The 18,163-nt window shown below is 59.0% G+C and carries 16 protein-coding genes and 1 pseudogene; 9 read left to right on the top strand and 8 right to left on the bottom strand.

The features are described 5' to 3' along the window. Positions 1 to 260: pseudogene (locus IE187_RS21555) on the bottom strand (hypothetical protein); the annotation flags it as partial. Positions 261 to 621: 361 nt separating this feature from the next. On the opposite strand from IE187_RS21555, the gene IE187_RS20655 reads away from it, so the two are divergent. From IE187_RS20655 to IE187_RS20645, 3 genes are all read left to right on the top strand, one after another. After that, a complete protein-coding gene (locus tag IE187_RS20655; RefSeq protein ID WP_133190365.1) occupies positions 622 to 861 on the top strand; it encodes a hypothetical protein in 240 nt (79 codons plus the stop codon). Beyond that, positions 854 to 1,840 carry a sensor domain-containing diguanylate cyclase gene (locus IE187_RS20650; protein WP_189677885.1) on the top strand — a complete coding sequence of 329 codons (987 nt, stop codon included), beginning with the start codon at positions 854 to 856 and terminating at the stop codon, positions 1,838 to 1,840. The genes IE187_RS20655 and IE187_RS20650 overlap by 8 nt, the downstream gene beginning before the upstream one ends. Before the next feature lie 1,254 nt (positions 1,841 to 3,094). Next, positions 3,095 to 3,991 (top strand): cobalamin B12-binding domain-containing protein, encoded by an 897-nt coding sequence (locus IE187_RS20645; RefSeq protein WP_189677884.1) that lies wholly within the window; start codon positions 3,095 to 3,097, stop codon positions 3,989 to 3,991. Between the two features lie 137 nt (positions 3,992 to 4,128). On the opposite strand, the gene IE187_RS20640 is transcribed toward IE187_RS20645, so the two are convergent. Beyond that, entirely contained in the window at positions 4,129 to 5,169 is a 1,041-nt protein-coding gene (locus IE187_RS20640) for an NAD(P)H-binding protein (protein ID WP_189677883.1), read from the bottom strand. 367 nt (positions 5,170 to 5,536) lie between these two features. Then, positions 5,537 to 6,310: a hypothetical protein gene (locus IE187_RS20635; protein WP_229839623.1), complete on the bottom strand. Its 774-nt coding sequence runs from the start codon at positions 6,308 to 6,310 to the stop codon at positions 5,537 to 5,539. A gap of 32 nt (positions 6,311 to 6,342) precedes the next feature. Between IE187_RS20635 and IE187_RS20630 the strand changes: the two genes are divergently transcribed. Further along, positions 6,343 to 6,966: a hypothetical protein gene (locus IE187_RS20630; protein ID WP_189677882.1), complete on the top strand. Its 624-nt coding sequence runs from the start codon at positions 6,343 to 6,345 to the stop codon at positions 6,964 to 6,966. Positions 6,967 to 7,028: 62 nt separating this feature from the next. Here the strand turns inward: IE187_RS20630 and IE187_RS20625 are convergent, their stop codons facing one another. Then, positions 7,029 to 7,424 carry a response regulator gene (locus tag IE187_RS20625; protein ID WP_189677881.1) on the bottom strand — a complete coding sequence of 132 codons (396 nt, stop codon included), beginning with the start codon at positions 7,422 to 7,424 and terminating at the stop codon, positions 7,029 to 7,031. A 1,112-nt stretch (positions 7,425 to 8,536) separates the two neighbouring features. Between IE187_RS20625 and IE187_RS20620 the strand changes: the two genes are divergently transcribed. Continuing rightward, positions 8,537 to 9,562 (top strand): IS110 family RNA-guided transposase, encoded by a 1,026-nt coding sequence (locus IE187_RS20620; RefSeq protein ID WP_189677880.1) that lies wholly within the window; start codon positions 8,537 to 8,539, stop codon positions 9,560 to 9,562. A gap of 354 nt (positions 9,563 to 9,916) precedes the next feature. Here IE187_RS20620 and IE187_RS20615 read toward each other — a convergent pair whose 3' ends face one another. Both IE187_RS20615 and IE187_RS20610 read right to left on the bottom strand, forming a co-directional pair. Continuing rightward, positions 9,917 to 12,163 (bottom strand): putative bifunctional diguanylate cyclase/phosphodiesterase, encoded by a 2,247-nt coding sequence (locus IE187_RS20615; protein ID WP_229839622.1) that lies wholly within the window; start codon positions 12,161 to 12,163, stop codon positions 9,917 to 9,919. Positions 12,164 to 12,267: 104 nt separating this feature from the next. Beyond that, on the bottom strand, positions 12,268 to 12,873 hold the full coding sequence (locus tag IE187_RS20610) for a cupredoxin domain-containing protein (protein ID WP_229839621.1): 606 nt from the start codon (positions 12,871 to 12,873) through the stop codon (positions 12,268 to 12,270). A 122-nt stretch (positions 12,874 to 12,995) separates the two neighbouring features. On the opposite strand from IE187_RS20610, the gene IE187_RS21655 reads away from it, so the two are divergent. Further along, entirely contained in the window at positions 12,996 to 13,724 is a 729-nt protein-coding gene (locus IE187_RS21655; RefSeq protein WP_268249545.1) for a DUF3034 family protein, read from the top strand. Then, complete coding sequence (locus IE187_RS21545) at positions 13,687 to 13,845, top strand: DUF3034 family protein (RefSeq protein ID WP_268249544.1); 159 nt, start codon at positions 13,687 to 13,689, stop codon at positions 13,843 to 13,845. The genes IE187_RS21655 and IE187_RS21545 overlap by 38 nt, the downstream gene beginning before the upstream one ends. A 68-nt stretch (positions 13,846 to 13,913) precedes the next feature. Here the strand turns inward: IE187_RS21545 and IE187_RS20600 are convergent, their stop codons facing one another. Continuing rightward, entirely contained in the window at positions 13,914 to 14,399 is a 486-nt protein-coding gene (locus tag IE187_RS20600; RefSeq protein WP_189677879.1) for a hypothetical protein, read from the bottom strand. Between the two features lie 82 nt (positions 14,400 to 14,481). Between IE187_RS20600 and IE187_RS21650 the strand changes: the two genes are divergently transcribed. Continuing rightward, a complete protein-coding gene (locus tag IE187_RS21650; protein WP_268249543.1) occupies positions 14,482 to 14,910 on the top strand; it encodes a response regulator in 429 nt (142 codons plus the stop codon). Between the two features lie 292 nt (positions 14,911 to 15,202). Then, entirely contained in the window at positions 15,203 to 15,751 is a 549-nt protein-coding gene (locus IE187_RS20590) for a hypothetical protein (protein WP_189677877.1), read from the top strand. A 980-nt stretch (positions 15,752 to 16,731) separates the two neighbouring features. Here IE187_RS20590 and IE187_RS20585 read toward each other — a convergent pair. Further along, entirely contained in the window at positions 16,732 to 17,829 is a 1,098-nt protein-coding gene (locus IE187_RS20585) for a sensor histidine kinase (RefSeq protein WP_189677876.1), read from the bottom strand. Between the last annotated feature and the right edge of the window lie 334 nt (positions 17,830 to 18,163).

Here is an 18,163-nt window from a genome sequence, read left to right as displayed (position 1 = left end):
TCCTGCTTCCAGAAGCGCGCCGCGGTGTGTGTGCCGTGGCCGCGTGTTTCCGCGGTTTCCGGAATGAGCCGGAAGCGAGCTTCCTTCATCCGCGCGACCGCCTGCCAGGGATAATCGAGGTTGCGCGGGTTGATGAAATCGTCTGCGGAATTGATCCAGGTCGTCGGAACGGTGATCGCCTCCAGCCGAGGCCATCGCGCTTCTTGCGCTGACTGACTGACGCAACGGTTTGATCGACGACGCGATGCGCAAACCGGCAAACCGAAACCGCGGTAAACCCGCCGCTTGCGCTGCTTGGGAGCGGTTTGCTGGACATCAGCTTTATCCAGCCAAAATGTAGCACAATCGTGCTAAACGATTATGCGCTTGGTAACCGACTACCTTGTGGCCCGACGCCCCTATTAGATCGCTCCAAACTCCCGATCTGAACGAACGGCCGGTTTCGGGGAGCGCTCACGCGGCGCTGGACGTGCGCAATAGGGGCGGCGCTGCCATGATACGGCTATTGAGACGCTCTTGCGTGCAGCTAAGGACTTTGGTCAGGCGCCAATCCCCCAGTTTGAGTTTGCGTTAACCTCTTGCTCCTAGCGCAGATCAAATCGGCGGCGTTAAGGATGGGCCATGCGTATCGATCAACTTCATCCGACACCCACGGCGGCGCAACCGCTCGAAATTCCGCCGAAGCTGCTACCCAGTGTGGAGCGTCACCAAGGGCATCTGAAGGCGCTGATCGCCAGTATGCGTACCGCCGGAATCGAAGGCGATGCGATAGACGCTAGCGTTCGTGTATTGATCGACAGTTATGCGGACGAACTGACAGCCGCAATCCACAGCATGATCCAGGAGGAGCGTCATGTTTGATCCGTTGCTCAGCGACGAGCCGGCGCGCATTGCTGCGCTCCAGCGGCTCGGCGTGCTAGACACCGCAGTCGAGGAGCCATTCGAGAAGATCGTGACGCTCGTACGAACGGTACTTGCCGTACCGATCGCAACGGTGACTCTCGTCGATCGTGACCGCCAGTGGTTCAAAGCCAAGCGTGGGTTGGACACAGATCAAACTCCCCGCTCGGTTTCTTTTTGCACTCATACAATTCAGCAACGCGAACCTCTGATTGTCGAAAACGCGGACCGCGATCCGCGCTTCGCCGGCAGCCCGCTTGTAGCGGGCCCGCCTTACGTCAAGAGCTATGCTGGTATCCCGCTGCGTACGCCGGAGGGCTACAATGTCGGATCGCTATGCGCGATGGACACGCGACCGCGCCGTTTCAGCCCGGCGGACGTTGCCATTCTCTCCAACTTTGCAAGCATCGTGTGCGATGAGCTCGAGCTCCGATTGATAGCGCAGGTGGATCAGCTTACCGGCGCGCTCACACGTCGTGGGTTTGTCGAACAAGCTGAGCGTGAGATAGCGCGCGCTCGCCGTAATGGCCGCTTCGGCACGCTGGTGATGATCGACCTCGATCATTTCAAATTGGTTAACGATACCTACGGCCACGCAGCTGGTGACCAGGTTCTGAGAGCCTTATCTAGTGTCATAAGTTCTACTCTTCGCCCAATCGATGTCTTTGGTCGCTTGGGGGGCGAGGAGTTTGCGGTTCTACTGCCGGAAACGACTGGCGACGACGCGGGTTTTGCCATGGAACGCTTGCGCCAGGCTATCGCCGCACATCCAATAGCTCTCGAAAATTCCGCAACGCTTCACGTCACATCCAGCTTCGGTCTGGCTAATTTTACATCCGGTACCACCTCGTTCGCGGTTTGGTTGAAGCAAGCCGATGCGATGCTTTACGCGGCCAAAGCTGCGGGGCGGAATTGCATGCGTGTTGCCGAATACAACTAGGCCACGTGCAACTGTTGGCATCTCGGGCGGCTCGCGCCTTTAGTAAGCAAAATTCAGCGATGTGGTTTTTGTAACTACATATCGGCGCTAAAAGGTTTGTTTTTCGAGCTAACAGTAAGGCGTGATGAACCACTGTCCGGTTTCAGAAGCCGGCAAGGGCCCCGCGAGTGACCGTAATTGCGTCAAGCCGCCGCTCGTTGCAGCTGGCTGGCGATCAGTATTCATCACTTGGTGGTTCAGCCGACGGTGCCTGAAATCTGACATCCACAGGGCCGCGCTCCGGTGCTAAATTTCCCGGAGGAGAAACAAGGTGGCTATCCGACGGCTTTGCTCTCCGCCGTCGCGCCCGCGGCCACATCTAGCTGTGCTCAACGTTTCATAAGGCTAGGCCTGTCGAAACTTGAACGACTGGTAATGAGGTTGCTCATTGCGACTAGCCGCATTCAACGCCGAATGGCGCTCGAGTTCTTCAGCCTGGCGCGCCATGCAATCCCAACGCTCCGCAGATCGTTGGCGTTGCAGACGACGTAACGGTAGCAGCTCCCGTTCCGCAGCTGTCCGCTCAGCGGCTGCGTTCGCATGATATGTTGATGATCCGCCCACCGCCCGTTTCTCCAACTACGTTTCGACACACACTTATAATAAAGCGTGGCCTGCGCAAATAGCGGTATATCCGACAAGCTGCACGAACGACCGCTCGCCTCGACTTGCCATCTCCAAGAGCTTGATCCGACGTCCATCACTTACCGGCGTTCCCGCATGCAACGCGGCTCGGCAATGACCAACAGCAGGCCGTCGTTACTCAACATCTGGCGCCGTTCGATTACAAAACTTTGATTATGAAATCGCTTGTCGGACCGCAAACGTCTGAAAAAGCGAAAGATTAGTGAATGTCAGAAGGTGGGGTGCTGGAGGCCGCGCTGTAATGGCGGGTCGCGGTCGTCGCTACCATGACGCCCAAGCGAGCTATCTTCGTACGTGCCGATACACGAAAGCGGGGGCGATGTGACGATCAAATAGATCGAATCGATCAGTCGTTTACCTTCCCAAACCGTGGGGTGGTACGGCAGCTACCCATTGGCTTGCATGATCCGACTTCAGGTTCGCCCCACACGAGCCCGAAACACATTTGAATCCGCTTCGTCGTAACGAAAGTTCTAACCGAAAGGGTATGAATGGCCTCGACATTCACCGCCCCGTATGCTGATTTACCTTACGGATTTGTCCATCGAAGACAAACAATGGGAGGACGATATGAGCCTGATGGCGAATGCCGTTGCGTTGCCGCTGATCGACCGTCAGGTCCTCCGTAATCTTGAAACCCATTTCATCGCGCCGGAAATATATACCCGCGACGACGTGGCAGCGCGCCAGGCGAAACTTGCGCGCATCATCTCCAATGACATTATTCCGCGTCTCTTAAAGCTTCACAACGATGTGATTCCCGATGCACCACCGGTCGCATCGTTGATCGAGGCGCTCGCGCCAAGCAGCGCGGATATAACAGGCTTGGCCGACATCGTGCTGGGCAGCGATCTCGAAGCGGCGGCGGCTTATGTGATGGTGCTGCGGAATCGCGGCCTACCGATGGAAACCCTTTTCGTTGAGTTGCTCGAGCCGACCGCTCGCCGCCTTGGGGAGATGTGGGACAAGGACGAATGCGACTTCATCGACGTGACGCTCGGCGTGGCCCGCCTGCAAAAGCTGCTGGCGATCTTCAACGACACCCATGCCATGCCAGCGCTGGACCAGCATCGCCGCGTGCTGATGGCGATGACGCCCGGAAATCAGCACTCCTTCGGCGTGGCGATGGTGGAACGGTTTTTGCTCGCGGCGGGATGGGACGTGCGGGCCGAGCTCACCGGAACGGCTGACGAGATCGCAGCGGTCGCGCGTAACAGCTGGTTCGCGGTGGCCGGGCTGACGATCGGCTCGGAACGGCAGATTGACAGCCTGAAGGAGACGATCGCGCAGCTTCGTCAGCAGTCGCGCAACCGTTCCATCGGTATCATGGTCGGAGGTCCGATTTTCACGGCGAACCCGGCGCTCTCGTATGAGGTGGGGGCGGACGCCACCGCGCCCAACGCCCCCGCTGCTGTGCTCGTCGCGCAGAAACTGTTCGACCTCGCAGCGGCAAAATCCCACGCCTAAGTGGCGGTTTAGTCTGTTACGTCTATTCTCGCGCCCACAGGTACGCGCCCATGCGGTACCTCTCGATGTTTAGCCGATGGTCTTCTCGAGGATCACGGCGCCCCGCCTTATAGTAAAAAGTCTTTCTCCACATCTTCTCAGAACACCGCGTGATCGCGACGTTCTGGCGCGGCCTCGCCATCCAACACTGCCCGGTAATAGTCGAACAGGGTCTGGCTGCCGGTCGATGGCGTGGCCGCGGCGTCGTATCGGTCGGTCGCGGGATCCAGTACCAGCATGGATTCGGTCGCGTAATATCGCCCAATCCGAGCCAGCTCGGCCTTGGCCGCGAGCGGCGGGGCAATGCGGCCGACGGCGGATAGGCCTGCGACAATAGCGTCGAGCAACGCGACGGGCACCGAGCGAAACCGGGGCGCGCGACCGAGCAGCGCGAACAGCGCCTCGCCCTGTTGCCGCGGCGTGATCGCCTCGCCCGGGCCACCGATCGGCAGTATCCGGTTCCAGCGCTCCTCGACGTCTAGGCACTCTGCGATATACGTGCCGAGATCATCGTCGCTGATCGGCTTGCAGGCCGTCAAAGTGCCGTCGCCGAAAATCAGAAAGGGCCGCCCCTTTTTCACGCGTTCGATCTGGCCTGATAGGGATTTGAAATAGGCGGTGGGCCGCACGATCGAATAGCGCAGGCCGGATTCGATCAGCGCCGCCTCGGATGCCAGCTTAGCATTCTGGAAAGCAAGAAGCGGTTTTTGCACGCAAATGGCCGACAGCAACACGAAGTGTGTAACGCCGGCCTGCTGCGCCGCCACCAGGGCGTTCAGGTGTGCGCGGTGATCGATCGCCCAGGCGTCGTTGGGCTCGCCCGTGCGCGATGCCAGGCACGACACCACTACGTCGAACCGCTCGCCGCCAAACCCGGCGTGAGACAGCGATGCGGGATCGGCGAAGTCCACGATCTTCACCAACACGCCCTCACACGAGCGGGGGTTGTCTGCTGAAGCAAGAGGTCGGTTGCCGCTTTTGGCGCGGACGAAAGCGACCACATCGTGCCCTCGCCGCACGAGGGCCGCGCCAGTCGCGCGACCGATCGTACCGGTCGCACCGAGCAAACAGACACGTCGCTGTGCCTTGGACTCGGCCGCACGTGATGTCAGCGTCTCCGTATCCGTCTCCTTTGCCATCCGAGCGCGCCCGGGATCCTCAGCTAGCGTCAGCATCCCACAAAACCGCGGCGAAACCGGGCGTTCCATAGCGTGGGCTTCCAAAGCAGTAGTTTAAGGTGCTCCTAGCAAGCAGCAAAACAAAGCAAAATCTCCAACGTGAACGAGCGGAAGCTATCGCGAAGCGAGGAGGTCCGTCCGAGCTTCAATCCTTGGCTCCTCTCCGCCGGAACGCTAAGCGACCGATTGGGGAATCACTTCGGCTTTATGAAATTCAAAATCATCCTGTCGCTCTCGCCAATGGCAGCCTAACGCGCCCGGTCGTGATCACCGTCCGCAAAGCCCGGTGGCAGTGTCCAAACCCCCTTGGGGTACTCGTGCGTGTCCCTCAAATTCGCGTTAATCGGGTTCTCGCCGGCAAGCCTGAAGCCGGATTTGGTTGCATAGGCATCACTGACGACCGTTTCATGTAACCGCTGAGCGCTTCCTCGATCGTGCCGGACGCCTCTGGCAAATGGTGCTCGACAACGCCCAGCGTGCCGCCCAGTTTGAGCATCGCGAATATCTGATCGAATGCCGTTTGCGTTTGGTCGGTCACGCCAAAGCGCCAGTTATGGACATTGCGGAAGGTCAGGACGACGTCGGCGTTGCTGGATGGAACCAGCGTCGCGCACGGCCCGGCTGGAAAGGTTGCGAACCTTACGGAGCGGTACGCAGTGGGCGAGGCAGACTGCTTGGCCGCGGCGGCAGCAGGCGCTTTGTCGTCCGGCGCGACCGCATAAAGAGTCCCGTGCGCGGCTAGATAGGGGCCGAGGATCTCGGTGTACCACCCACCGCTCGGCCAGATGTCGACTACAGTGTCCGTCGGCTTAACGCCGAAGCAGCCCAATGTTTCGACGGGTGGCGATAGCGATCGCGCGCAATGTTGGCAGAAGAGCGCGTTGACGATTTCACCGCTGCTTTCAGGGCTGGCGTCGATGCCGGTTGAGCCGCGGAGGCAGAACCGAAGACGAGTGCCAAGGCGAGCACGGCAGAGGTAGGACGCATGAAGTGTGTTTCGCCAGGAAGGGGTAGTGCTATTCGGCAATGGCTCGGACCAGAACTCTGCTATCTGGGTGACCTTACCGGCCGCGCTTGAAAATCTTCGCAGTTGGTCGGCCAACGTCGTGGTCGTCACGGCGCAGCGATATTGCGTTGCCTCCGATCGAAATTAATAACTGGAATGACTGGCAGGGTTTGGGAAGTGAAAAAGGTGCCGCGAACGGCCGCCTCTGGGTTTTTGTAGCCGCTTTTCCGCCCCGCATGTGGTGCTTTGCAGCGCTCGACCGACCGGCGGAGGCTGACCGCATCGCGACAGTCTTCGGACCACATCAAAATCTGGTTCCGTTAGAATTCGTCGTCCGAGCACCTCCCGATGCTTCTGATCTACGTGCACGGTGCTGTCGATGTTTGAGCGCCGATGCCCTATTCAAGTTTGTTGGCTCGGTTCCGCGCTGCGCGCAATTGCTTGACATAGTCGACCACTGCCTCTGGCTCATATGGCTTATTCAAATGGGGTCCGCTTTCGCAAAGATCTGCGGCCGTGGCGGCGACGCCCTCGAGACTCCCAGCGAGACGAACCTCAAGTTGGGGTTGATGGCTCCGAACCCAATGCGCCAGACCAAACGCCGGCTGGGAGCCGATCGCACCAACATCACACAGGATTACGTCGATACCCAGCGAGGCTTCGCCCAAAGCCGCGATCGCTTCGTCAGTCGTGGCAGCTTCTACAATGGCGTAGCCACAATGTCGCAGGTAGTCAGCAATCACGTGCCGTGAAATGACGTCTGAGTCGACGATCAATATGGCCGGGGTAACGCAGGGAGACTTTGTCGCGGCGCTCATCTGATTTTCGCAATTTCTTGTTCCACAGCGGCAAGCGCATCTTGTATCAAATATGGTTTCGCCAAAAAATTGACGGCGCCTTCGGCTAACGCAATTTCGGGCACAAGGTGACCAGAGGTTAAGATGACGGGCAACGCAGCAAGGTTTTGCCGAACGAATGCCAGCAACGCCAATCCATCAATTGAGCCGGGCATGCGCACGTCGCTCAGCACCAGATCAACTAATACCCCAGCCTTTAGAATGTCGAGAGCTTCATCGCCGCTGACTGCCTCTATCACTTCATAGCCCGCGTCGCGCAGGACGTCAGCAACAAACATCCGAATTAGCAACTCATCCTCAACCACTAACAGACGCGAAAGGCGTGCCTCTGTCACCTCATTTACGACATGCATTTCAGTTTATTCCCGCTTCATCAGGCGAACGCACCTCGGGGCACTTTTGTTCCTCTGAACGCGTGTATCCTACCATTGAGTGCGGCCACCGATACAAGAGGAAAATTTGGGGACGCCATGCTCTGAATCGGGTGAACTTTGGTTCGCTATCCCATTAGCTGCCCGGCCCCAAAAGTCAGCAGGATCGCAGTTCCTAGGTTGTGCCGCTTGTACGCGCCACAAGGTGCGCCATGGAAAATAGCCGGCGTTTTACATTGGCCGTGGCGAACGGCAAAAAGTTTCAGGATTCGCCAGCGCAGCGGCCCAGCAAGGCAATCGCGAACCGATGAATGATTGTCTTGAGCTTGGGAAGCGCACGGGGGCGCTGAGTGTCCATGATTGGGTTGAGCTGGACGGGAGGCCAGGTTGGCTTTTGCCGTTGATCAGCTGAAAAATGCCGCCCAGTTGCAGTGAATGATCGAGCGGAGTAGCGTTTATAGCGGCTGTCGCGCTCGTAGGTTGATATGCTGATCCGTGCTGCCATCCTTGCAGGTTTGCTTGCCGCGCAACCCAGTCGGCTCGATTTTAAGCTGATGACCTCACTGGCCTATCGGAGCTTCGCCGATAAAGCAGACGCGCTATGTCCCGCACGCGGTTTGCGACGTCTGCACCCCGCCGACCTCGGCGGCATCGAGGAAGATTTTATGCCGTCTATGACACGACGTGAGCACCGTCGGAACGCCACTCTCAATCGTGGAGACAAAGGTTGCACGGACGCCGGGGTATCCTGTCCAGCTCAAAACACGTTGGCCGCGATCTCGCATGCAGGGCTGCTCGACGCGTTTGTCGGTTTCGCTTGCGCATCTGCCATTTGGCGAAGTAAGTATCTAAGCGGCTGGGCCACTATCTATCGCCCAGTTCCGCGAACGCGATGATTATCCTCGAAGCGGCCGTCTGGCACGTTGAATAAGCGGCGGATTTTGTGGAACGGGCGGGGCGCCCAGAGCCGTATGCGAATAGGTCCTAGCGACATAAAGCTGTTCGAAGACCCCAGCTCCGTTGGGGTGGACGCCCCCTGACGGCATTGATGTGCCATAGTGGAGGTGTTGAAACACCACTTGCAGGAGGCGTCCATGTGTGAGGTTAGCACGGTCGGCATCGATCTGGCCAAGTCAGTTTTCCAGGTTCACGGCTCGGATCCGAGCGGTGCTGTCATCTTCCGCAAAAAACTTCGGCGTGAACAGGTTCTATCATTCTTCTCGACCTTGCCGCGATGCGTGGTGGCGATGGAAGCGTGCGCGAGCGCTCATTACTGGGCGCGCGAGATCGCCGCGGTGGGTCATGACACGCGGCTGATCCCGCCGGCTTACGTGAAGCCGTTCGTGAAGCGGCAGAAGAACGACATGGCCGATGCCGAAGCGATCTCCGAGGCGGCGCAGCGCCCGACGATGCGTTTCGTGCAAGGCAAGAGCGCCGAAGCTCAGGCATCCGGGGTAATTTTCCGTACGCGCGACCTGCTCGTGCGCCAGCGCACGCAGCTGATCAATGCCCTGCGCGGGCACCTCACCGAATTTGGCTACATCGTTCGGCAGGGTGTCGGGCATGTCAGAAAGCTGGTCGAGATCGTGGGCGATCCTGCATCCGATATACCGCCTGTGGCACGGCCGGTGCTGACAGTCATTACCCAAAGCCTTGAAGCGCTTCAGTTACAGATCGCTCTCTTGGATCGCGAGATCGCAAACCGGGCAAAGACTGACCCCGTGGCGAAGCGGCTGATGACCATCCCGGGCGTGGGTCCGGTGATCGCGACTGCGCTAGTTGCGCTGGCGCCTGCTGCCAGCACGTTCCGCCGCGGGCGCGATTTTGCAGCCTGGCTTGGCCTCGTACCCCGACAGCACTCCAGCGGCGGCAAGGAGCGGCTGGGGCGCACAACAAAGATGGGCGAGCGTAGCTTGCGAAGGCTTCTGATTATCGGCGCGAGTTCGGTTACGAAGGTTGCGGCGCGTGACCCCGACAAAGCAGGCGCATGGCTGGCCAGCATGCTGGCTCGCAAGCCGCGCATGCTGATCACAGTCGCGCTGGCGAACAAAATGGCGAGAACCGTCTGGGCTTTGATGGCGCATGGCGGGTCATACAGAGCTCCGGCCTTAGCGGCGTGACCGCCACGGCTTGAGGCGTCAGGGACGCAAGGAAGGTCAGTAGAGAGGTATGGCGCAACGGTCAGAAGACGGGATAGGGAAAACCAGGGAAATGTCCGAGCGCCTCGAGCGCGCAACTTCGGTCTGGACCCGATCCGCGATCTCCATACAGGCCAGCAGCCGTGATGATGGCTGCATCAACAGGCCGGACACACGGAAGCACCTGAACCTGCGCGAGCAAATCTCTCAATCACCCCCTTGTATCCGAAGGGGCGTCCACACACGGACGTTTGATAGACCTTTACCGTGAATTTGTTAGCAACAGGATGCCGCAACTAGCCCCTTAGCTCAGCCTTGTCGTTACATTCTTCGGGCTTACGCCACCGCCGACATAGGTCCCGCAATCATCGCAACGACTGCGCCCCCTTCGATAGGACGGCTGAAGAGATAGCCTTGGATGCTGCTGCACCCTTGCCCGCGAAGTTCGGCGAGCTGTTCGCGGTCCTCAACGCCCTCCGCGGTCGTCTCCATGTCGAGCGCGGTGGCGAGATCGACGATCGCGCGCACGATCGCGGCTGCGCTCGGGTCCTCGGCAACCGCGTTGATGAAACTCTTGTCGATCTTGATCTTGTCGAACGGGAAGCTGCGCAAATAGCTGAGCGATGAATAGCCGGTCCCGAAATCGTCAAGCGCGACGCGGACGCCCATTGCGCGCAGCTGATGCAGCAGGTTCACGACCATCGTTTCCCCATCGAGGAACACCGATTCGGTGATCTCTATCTCAAGCCGGTTGGCTGCGAGGCCGCTGCGTGACAGTGCCTGGAAGATCACATTCGCGAAGCCCGAATTGCGGAATTGCAACGGCGAGACGTTAACCGCGACGCGCACATCATCCGGCCAGGCGATCGCATGCCGACAGGCTTCCTGCATCACCCAGTCGCCGATCGCGATGATGAGGCCCGTATTCTCGGCGACCGAGATGAATTCGACCGGCGGCACATTGCCGCGCGTCGGGTGCTCCCAGCGCAGCAGTGCTTCGAACCCGCCGATTCGGTCCTTCTTTAAATCGAAAATCGGCTGGAAGTTGAGGCGGAACTGCCCACCCTGCAATGCCTCGCGCAAGTCGAGTTCGAGTTGCCGACGCTTGCGCGCGGCCGCGTCTAGCGATCGTTCGAAGAAGCGGAACACGCCACGGCTGTCCTGCTTGGCACGGTATAGCGCGAGGTCAGCGTTCTTGAGCAGCACGTCTGCATCCACTCCGTCTCCAGGGCCGACCGCGATGCCAATGCTGACCCCCGTCGCGATCTGATGACCGTCGACCTGCACGGGTCGGCTCAGCGCATCAAGAATATCCTGCGCTAAAGCGCGCGGCCGGTCGGCATCGCCGCGCTCGTCCAGAATAATCGCGAATTCGTCGCCCCCGAGCCGCGAGACGATGCCATCGCCGGCGATCCCGCTGAGTGTCTCGCCGATCTCGCGCAGCAGCGCGTCGCCCACAGGATGACCGAGCGTATCATTAACGCCCTTGAACCCGTCGAGATCAAGGCAGAGAATCGTTATTCGCTCCCGCCGCTTGTGTGCGCGTATCAGTCCGGCCTCCAATTGCTGCCGGAAATAAGTGCGATTGGGCAGTCCGGTAAGGGTATCGTGGAAAGCGAGGTGCGTGATGCGATGCTCACGTTCCACGATGCCCGCCGACATGCGGTTGAAGCTTTCCGCCAGACGCCCAACTTCATCGTCCCCTTCGATCCGGACTTCGGTGCGGTTGCCCTCTTCGAGCGACCGCGCCGCCGCATCCAGCACGGCGATCGGCCGTGCGATACTGGTGGCGAGCCACCGGCTGCCGAGCAGGACGAGGACGAGCCCGATGCCGCCTGCAAGCAGAATGCCGATCTGCATCGTGCGATAGCCCGCCATCGCTGCGCTTAACGGATAGCTCAGCAGCAGCACCGCCTCGGGTTTGCCGGCCGGGCCGGCAAGCGGTTTGGCCAGCGCGAAGGCATAGCCGTTCGGTAAGGTCAGTGCGCCCGGCCCGGTGTCGCCACTGATCGCTTTGGCGACGAAGCGATCGAGCGGATCGTCGTGCGTGTTCGAGCCCGCAACCCCCAGCCAGTGCCCTTGCTGACGATGGAGGATCGTGGCGGTGAGTGGGATCGCAGACAGATGCTGCAACGCGCGCATCTCGTGTCCGTCGAGTGGCAGCGCGAAGATCACCCAACCGATTTCATTGGGCGCCAGCACCGGTGAGACGATCAGGCGAAACGCTCCTTTCGTGGTCGCGATCACCGCGTCCTTGCGACCGCTCGTTAGGCTATTGGGCACCGCCCCGACCGCTCTGCGTAGGTCGGGGAAACCGATTCCGGTCATGCCGCCCGCGGTATCTACAAAGAAGGTCTGCTGGACATCGGCGCGCTGACCAAGATTGGCGAGCGCGGATTCGATCGTGGGGCGGTCGCCGCTGGCGATAGCCGAACGAAACCCGAAATCGCGCGCCAGCACCGACGCGGTGTCGCCGAGCGATTGCGCGCGCAGTGCCCAGAGCCGGTCGTACACGCTGCCGCTGGCGCTCAATTCGGCGCGGACGGTGGTGCGCGCGTTGCTCCATATGACGAACTGTCCCACGATTGCGACAATCAGGAGACAAGCGGCGAACAGGATTCCATACAATACTGCGAGCTTCGCGCTTAAACTGCGGAACTGCCAAAGCGGTTTAGACAGGAATGGCATCATTTTCCGCGGATCGTGTAGGTGGTGGCGAGGCCCGCTGCGCTCACCGTCGCGGGTTGCGTCAGTACGTTATCGGCGGCGTGAATCATCGGGTGCCACACCCGAACTGACACACCACCGATCGGCACGCCGGTGATCGTCGCATGCCCATTGGCATCGGTCTGCACTGCGAACGGCGTATCGACGGCGATGACGAACCCGCTCATCGCATCATGGATGTTGCAACCCAGCGCTACCACCCCGACTTTGTCGAAGACGACCGCGCGCGTCTCGTCCTTGCCATAGAGCTTCAGGTCGAACTTTTTCGCCTTGGAAAACGAGTAGACGTGGTGGCGTACCTTGTCGCGATTAGGAAAGGTGACCGAAGCGCCCACTGGAATAATCAGGACGTGTGGTAGGAAGGCTATGTTCTGCTGCGCCATTTCGTAAGCGTAATCGAACTTAATCGGCGCGGACGATTTAGGCGATGTGTCGAGCATTACGACTGCGCCAGCGAGCGGTTTGCCGTCCGAGCCGCGGACATCGATATTGACGGTAGCGGCGCTCGCAACGCTTGCCAGGAAACTCGCCGCTGCCGTAGTGAACGCTGTAAGAAACATACGCATGCCCCGCGTCTAGCCGCAAGGTGTCGCCAATTCGTAAAGAGCGCGTCCACGCAAAAGGAACCCTTTTTGCATGATGGCCACAGAGTTGGTCTGAAACGGACCAGCGGGTTCCGAGCTTCGCAGTGACGAAACGTTTCGTCGCGGCGCTTGCCATCATCTCCGGTATCATTATCGCGGCACCGGCGTGCGCGGGCGAACTGCTTCAGGGTGGTAAGTTGCTGCTAACGGGCGGCGCTTCCACGATCGAGGGTTCGGCCGGGGGCGTGCTCGCGACATGGTCGCTGATTGCGGGCAAATCAGACCGACGCCGGCATCGGGGGAACTGCGCACGCAACGATCGTCGCGCTGCCGGACTTCGACTTGAAAAGCGTCGGCGTCGCGATCGGCGTCCGCAACCGCATCGAACTGTCCTACGCATACCAGGTGTTCAATATGCGAGCGGCGGGCGCGACGCTCGACATCGGGCGCAATTTGAATTCGGGCAGGACATGTTTGGCGCGAAGGTCCGTATCCTCGGCGATGCTGTATACGACCAAGACACGCTGCTGCCGCAAATCTCCGTTGGCGTGCAATACAAACGCGCGGAAAAGACGGATATTATCGCAGCCGTCGGCGGCAAGCAGGCCGAAGGCACCGATTTCCTGATCTCTGGCGCGAAGCTTGTCCTGTCGAAAGGCTTGGTGCTTGGCACCACGGTGCGCGTCACCAAAGCAAACCAATTCGGATTGGTTGGCTTCGGCGGCGACAAAAGCGACGCCTATCACGCGGAATTCGAGGGTTCCGCGGGTGTTCTCATATCGCCCCGGCGCGGAAGTGCGGACCAACCCCGACAATCTCGGCTTTGCCTGTGAGCAATCGGCGTATGACCTGTTCGCGGCGTGGCAAATCCAACACCACGTCGCGCTGACGGTGCCCTATACCGATCTTGGCGATATCGCGACGTTCAAACGGCAGCGTGGCGCATTCCTGTAGATCTCAGGTGGCTTCTAAGCTGGAAAAACTTCCGGTTTGTCGCTCTCGTCCTCTCGCTACAAACCGCCCTATAGACCGTTCCACCGCCCTGCGAAGATACGGTCGATGTCTATCCACAAAACAATGCGAATGCCGGGGCGACCCCGTTCAATGGCAAGGCGATGCTCGAGGCGTTTTACTGCAAGGCTGGGATCGACTGCATCGCCGACGATCTCGTCACCCGGATCAAGCGTGCCCCGCGCATCGCTGACATCTTTAAAGGGCAGGACGAGTTGCGATTGCGCCGCCTGCTGAAACAGCAATTCTGCTACATGCTGAACGGCGGCTGCGCGTATAGCGGTTGCACGATGAAGGTGGCGCACAAGAACCTCGGCCTCCAGACCGCTGATGTCGGCGCGCTGGTCGAGGATCGGCAAGCGGCGATGCGCAAGGAACGCGTAGCCTTCTTCACGCAAAACCATTCGTTGGCGAAATTCGCGCCGATGAAGCGGGAAGCGGTGGAACGCTAAATCGCCCAAGGTCTGACGTTCGCCGATTTCAACAGTAAGTGCCATGCTGGGATATGCTAGGTTTGCTGCAGATGCCCGCAAACTGAGTGAGTGACCGAGAGGGTATTTTATCACCCAGGAGGCCGAGGTGTGGATAGGCGTCCAAGCGGAACCCTATCTCTTCGCGCTACAAAGGAATAAAAAGCCACACAAATATGACTTTTCAGCGGGTCCCAATCGGCGCCGATCGAGAGACCCTAATTTCAAATCCATTCGCTTTTACAGATATTTAGTTAGATTCTGGCGGGGCCCCGCTTCGACGCTTATCGCCATTTTCGACCTTCGCATGCCGGGGATGGATGGGTTCGAGGTGCTCCGCCGACTACGAACACGCGTCGATTTCAAATCCGACCTGCTGGTTATCGTGCTGACTGCGGACACGGCGGTCGATCTTCGTGCACAATGCCTCGAGCTTGGAGCGAACGAAATGCTGTTTAAGCCGGTGGCGATGGATGCGTTGGGCGATGTTATAGTCCGCGTGCTGGCGAGCGCCGGGTGGGGTGGTGTGATCGAATGAGGTCGCGTTTAGACCTAGGCCTGCTTCTCACAAAACCCTTCACTACGGTAAACAGCACCTGTCGAGATGGAGTGGACGGCCGAAGGTCGATCCCGGCAAAGCAGCCGCGCTGAATGTCACCAAGACATCAAGAGGTGATTCGGGATGACGTCCGCATGGCGGAACGCCGGCCAAATCAGGACTGTGTCACCAGTGTCACTTTACCCTCGGGGTAAAGTGACACTGGTGTTTTTTATGGAGCGAGAAAATTTATGGGGATTCCAAGCGGAGTCGCATATGCTAGATTCATGCTATGTTCCACCAGGGCGATCTCTTTGACCAAATCAAACAAGCTCCGCTTACTGTGGAGCCGTTGGTCGTCGGGTTGCCTGATCTTGTTAAGCTCGTATCGCAGGTATCGAAGCGTCCCAGATATGTTTTGCTCATTCTCAACCTGATCGCGAAGGCGGCAGGCGAGGATGGAAGTCTTGGACCCTATGTCCGAAACGGTACCGATCATGTACCTGTTCGCGACTGGCTCTGCCAGGCTCTGGCGCCTCTGGCCAATCGCGACTGTCGCCGTACGGCCATGATTGCAGCGGTCCGGTCGGAACTGATGGCAAAGGCGGGAGCCTCAAAAACTGCGGGCGATCTGGCTCAGCAGCAGGATGAGGAGATCGAGGCGCGCATTCTGCGATCCGGTCGGACGAACGTTAGTAGGGCGGTATCCGATCTCGTGCGCGCTGGACTGCTGCATCGCCATTATCAGGGGTACCGCGTCGATCATTACAATCGAGGCGCGCAGCGCGAAGCCGTCTATACGATCGCGCCGAATGTGAGGCTGGCGTTGGCGGGCAACTGAAAAGATCAAATATTGCAGCGCAGTGAATACCGCCATATTCTTGAATACCGGGTTCAACGATCGGCGGTTCGATCTTAACTCATGGGTGCCATTTAACATAAGATATATTATCGGACATATACCTTTTTGCATTCACGCACTTTGATCTGGTGGCCCCAGCGTCACTTCGCCCTAGTTTTGTCTGGACTGATTTGAGCGCCGCGTGAAAGAAAAGACGCGGCGAGCGGACCGGCACGATATACCTGATAGCGCTCGAAGCAGTGCGGAGGCTCGACGCTCTGTTAAACGTCGAGCGCACCACCAACGGCAAGCCGGCTGTCGACCGGCTCTGTAGGCAAGACGCTAAGCGCGCCGCTGATGACCGACTCTGCACCTGGTTCACCGCCCAACCCGCAATTCTGTCGCGCAACCACTATCTCGCTATGAATCGGCGCCCAAAGCTGGACTCCGCTAAATTGTTACAAAGCTATTGATCGTGCGTCGAATCTTTACATAGGCATTGGTCCCGACGGCGCAGGATCGGGAGCCCTTAATCACTCACATTTTCCAAAGGATTCCAAATAGTTGCGTTAATAAGATCGGAATACCGCTTTAGGCGCCGATCCACAATCTCGGGCGGCACACCCACAGACGGCCTGGCCAAGCTCGAGCTCGGCTCCCGCGGCCGTCTCTTAGGGAGTGAGGCCGTCACGGGCTTCGAGAACCAGGCGACCGCCTAGCGGACGATAGTTGAAGAACACGTCTAGCCGCAGTTCCGACTGTATCAGCGCGCGGAGCTCGTCGACCATCCGGGCGGAATCCTCGACCGCAAGAAGTCGCTCCGCTGCCTCCGCTGCCAGCGCTAGACGCCGGTGCGGAAGTTCAGGATCTATGACCGGACCACTCGTTGGGATATCTACGTATTGCTCAAGCGCTATATCCCAACTTTGACCCATCAGCGCGCGATCAGCAATGAGGCACTATGACGCCCGACAGGTTACCTACACCTGTGGCTGCACCTGAAACGATACTTTCAAACAGGTGCCGCCATCGGGTCGGTGACCACTCGTCAGCACGCCGCCGAGCTGTGTTGTAAGGGACGTTACAACTCGCATGCCCAGGCTCTGGCTGGCCGCAGTCGGGTCGAAGTCTTTCGGGAAATCGCGACCTTCGTCAGATACTATCAGAGCGTGCCGATTGGCCTCGATCTCATAGCGGACTTCGATCAAACCCTGACCGTGTTTAGCCGCGTTCGTCACCAGTTCGTTGACGAGTAGTCCGATGGGCTGGACTGACGTCGTTGGGATAACTCCCTCGTCGCCACTTACCTGAATTTTTCGACCAAGTATCGACTCTAAATCGGCACATAGCCGCCTAAGGAAAGTGATACAGGAAGCTTGATCAACGCCCTCAGCGTAAAAATGGCGATGCACCTGCGCGACTGCCGCGACCCGGTTGGCGGCAAGCTGGAGGTGGCCGACTGTGTCTGCGTCGGTAAGCGCTCGGCTTTGCATTGAAAGCAGGCCCGATACGAATTGCAGGCTGTTCATCACCCGATGGTCAATCTCCCTGGCCATCAACTCAGCCTGAGAGACTGCTCGACGGGCGGAGATCTGCATTTCCATCTGATCAATCACGATCGCTGCCAAGTCCTTCAGATCCTCAATCTGCGACTGGTCGATGGACCGGGCCTTTTTATCGATGATGCACAGGGTTCCAAGATTATGCCCGTCGTCGGTGGTCAGCGGAACGCCAGCATAAAAGCGAAGCCCAAACTCGCCCGCTACTAGGGGATTCGCGAGCGAGCGGGGATCGATGCTGGCATCGGTGAGGATGTGCAGATCGTTTGAAAGGATTGCCGAAGCGCAAAGGCCTGGGTCGCGTCCGATTTGCTTGACGGATACTCCGTAGTGCGATTTGAACCAGATTCGATCCTGATCGACGATGCTAATGATAGAAATTGGGACCCCGAAGCGCCGAGCTGCGAGCGCCGTAATTCGATCGAACGCGCCGTCAGGCGGCGTGTCCAGTATGTCGTAACGCCGCACGGCCGCTAGGCGTTGTGGTTCGCTTGGTGGAATGATCGAGGCGTCAGTCATTTGAACTCGCCTCCTTGCGCTCTCCGAAACGTCTGCCTCGGACTCCTGCGGCCAGCATGAACCAATATGATCGTGAGACACAAGTATCTCCGCCCGCACACCAGGCCAGCTGTCGCCGATCTTGCGGGCTGGCGTCGACAGGCCGCTTGCGCGACCTGCTATGATGCAAAAGTTTTGCAGAGTGTGTGAAAACCCGGCCTGAGGATTCCCGTAGATCGTATCAGATGGTATGTTTCTGGCATGGCGCATCTGTCTGAAACGGACCGCTCGCAGCTCCTGCTGCTGCCCGAGGCGGTTGATGATTATGTCGGACCGGATAATCCGGTCCGGTTCA

The sequence above is a fragment of the Sphingomonas glacialis genome (assembly GCF_014653575.1).
Classification (GTDB): Bacteria; Pseudomonadota; Alphaproteobacteria; order Sphingomonadales; family Sphingomonadaceae; genus Sphingomonas; species Sphingomonas glacialis.
This window is presented reverse-complemented; position numbering and strand designations above follow the sequence as displayed.

Coding starts and splice junctions, on each gene's coding strand:
- IE187_RS20655 (WP_133190365.1), top strand. CDS start 622: ATGCGTATCGATCAACTTCATCCGACACCCACGGCGGCGCAACCGCTC.
- IE187_RS20650 (WP_189677885.1), top strand. CDS start 854: ATGTTTGATCCGTTGCTCAGCGACGAGCCGGCGCGCATTGCTGCGCTC.
- IE187_RS20645 (WP_189677884.1), top strand. CDS start 3,095: ATGAGCCTGATGGCGAATGCCGTTGCGTTGCCGCTGATCGACCGTCAG.
- IE187_RS20640 (WP_189677883.1), bottom strand. CDS start 5,169: ATGGCAAAGGAGACGGATACGGAGACGCTGACATCACGTGCGGCCGAG.
- IE187_RS20625 (WP_189677881.1), bottom strand. CDS start 7,424: ATGCATGTCGTAAATGAGGTGACAGAGGCACGCCTTTCGCGTCTGTTA.
- IE187_RS20620 (WP_189677880.1), top strand. CDS start 8,537: ATGTGTGAGGTTAGCACGGTCGGCATCGATCTGGCCAAGTCAGTTTTC.
- IE187_RS20610 (WP_229839621.1), bottom strand. CDS start 12,873: ATGCGTATGTTTCTTACAGCGTTCACTACGGCAGCGGCGAGTTTCCTG.
- IE187_RS20600 (WP_189677879.1), bottom strand. CDS start 14,399: ATGGCACTTACTGTTGAAATCGGCGAACGTCAGACCTTGGGCGATTTA.
- IE187_RS20590 (WP_189677877.1), top strand. CDS start 15,203: ATGTTCCACCAGGGCGATCTCTTTGACCAAATCAAACAAGCTCCGCTT.
- IE187_RS20585 (WP_189677876.1), bottom strand. CDS start 17,829: ATGACTGACGCCTCGATCATTCCACCAAGCGAACCACAACGCCTAGCG.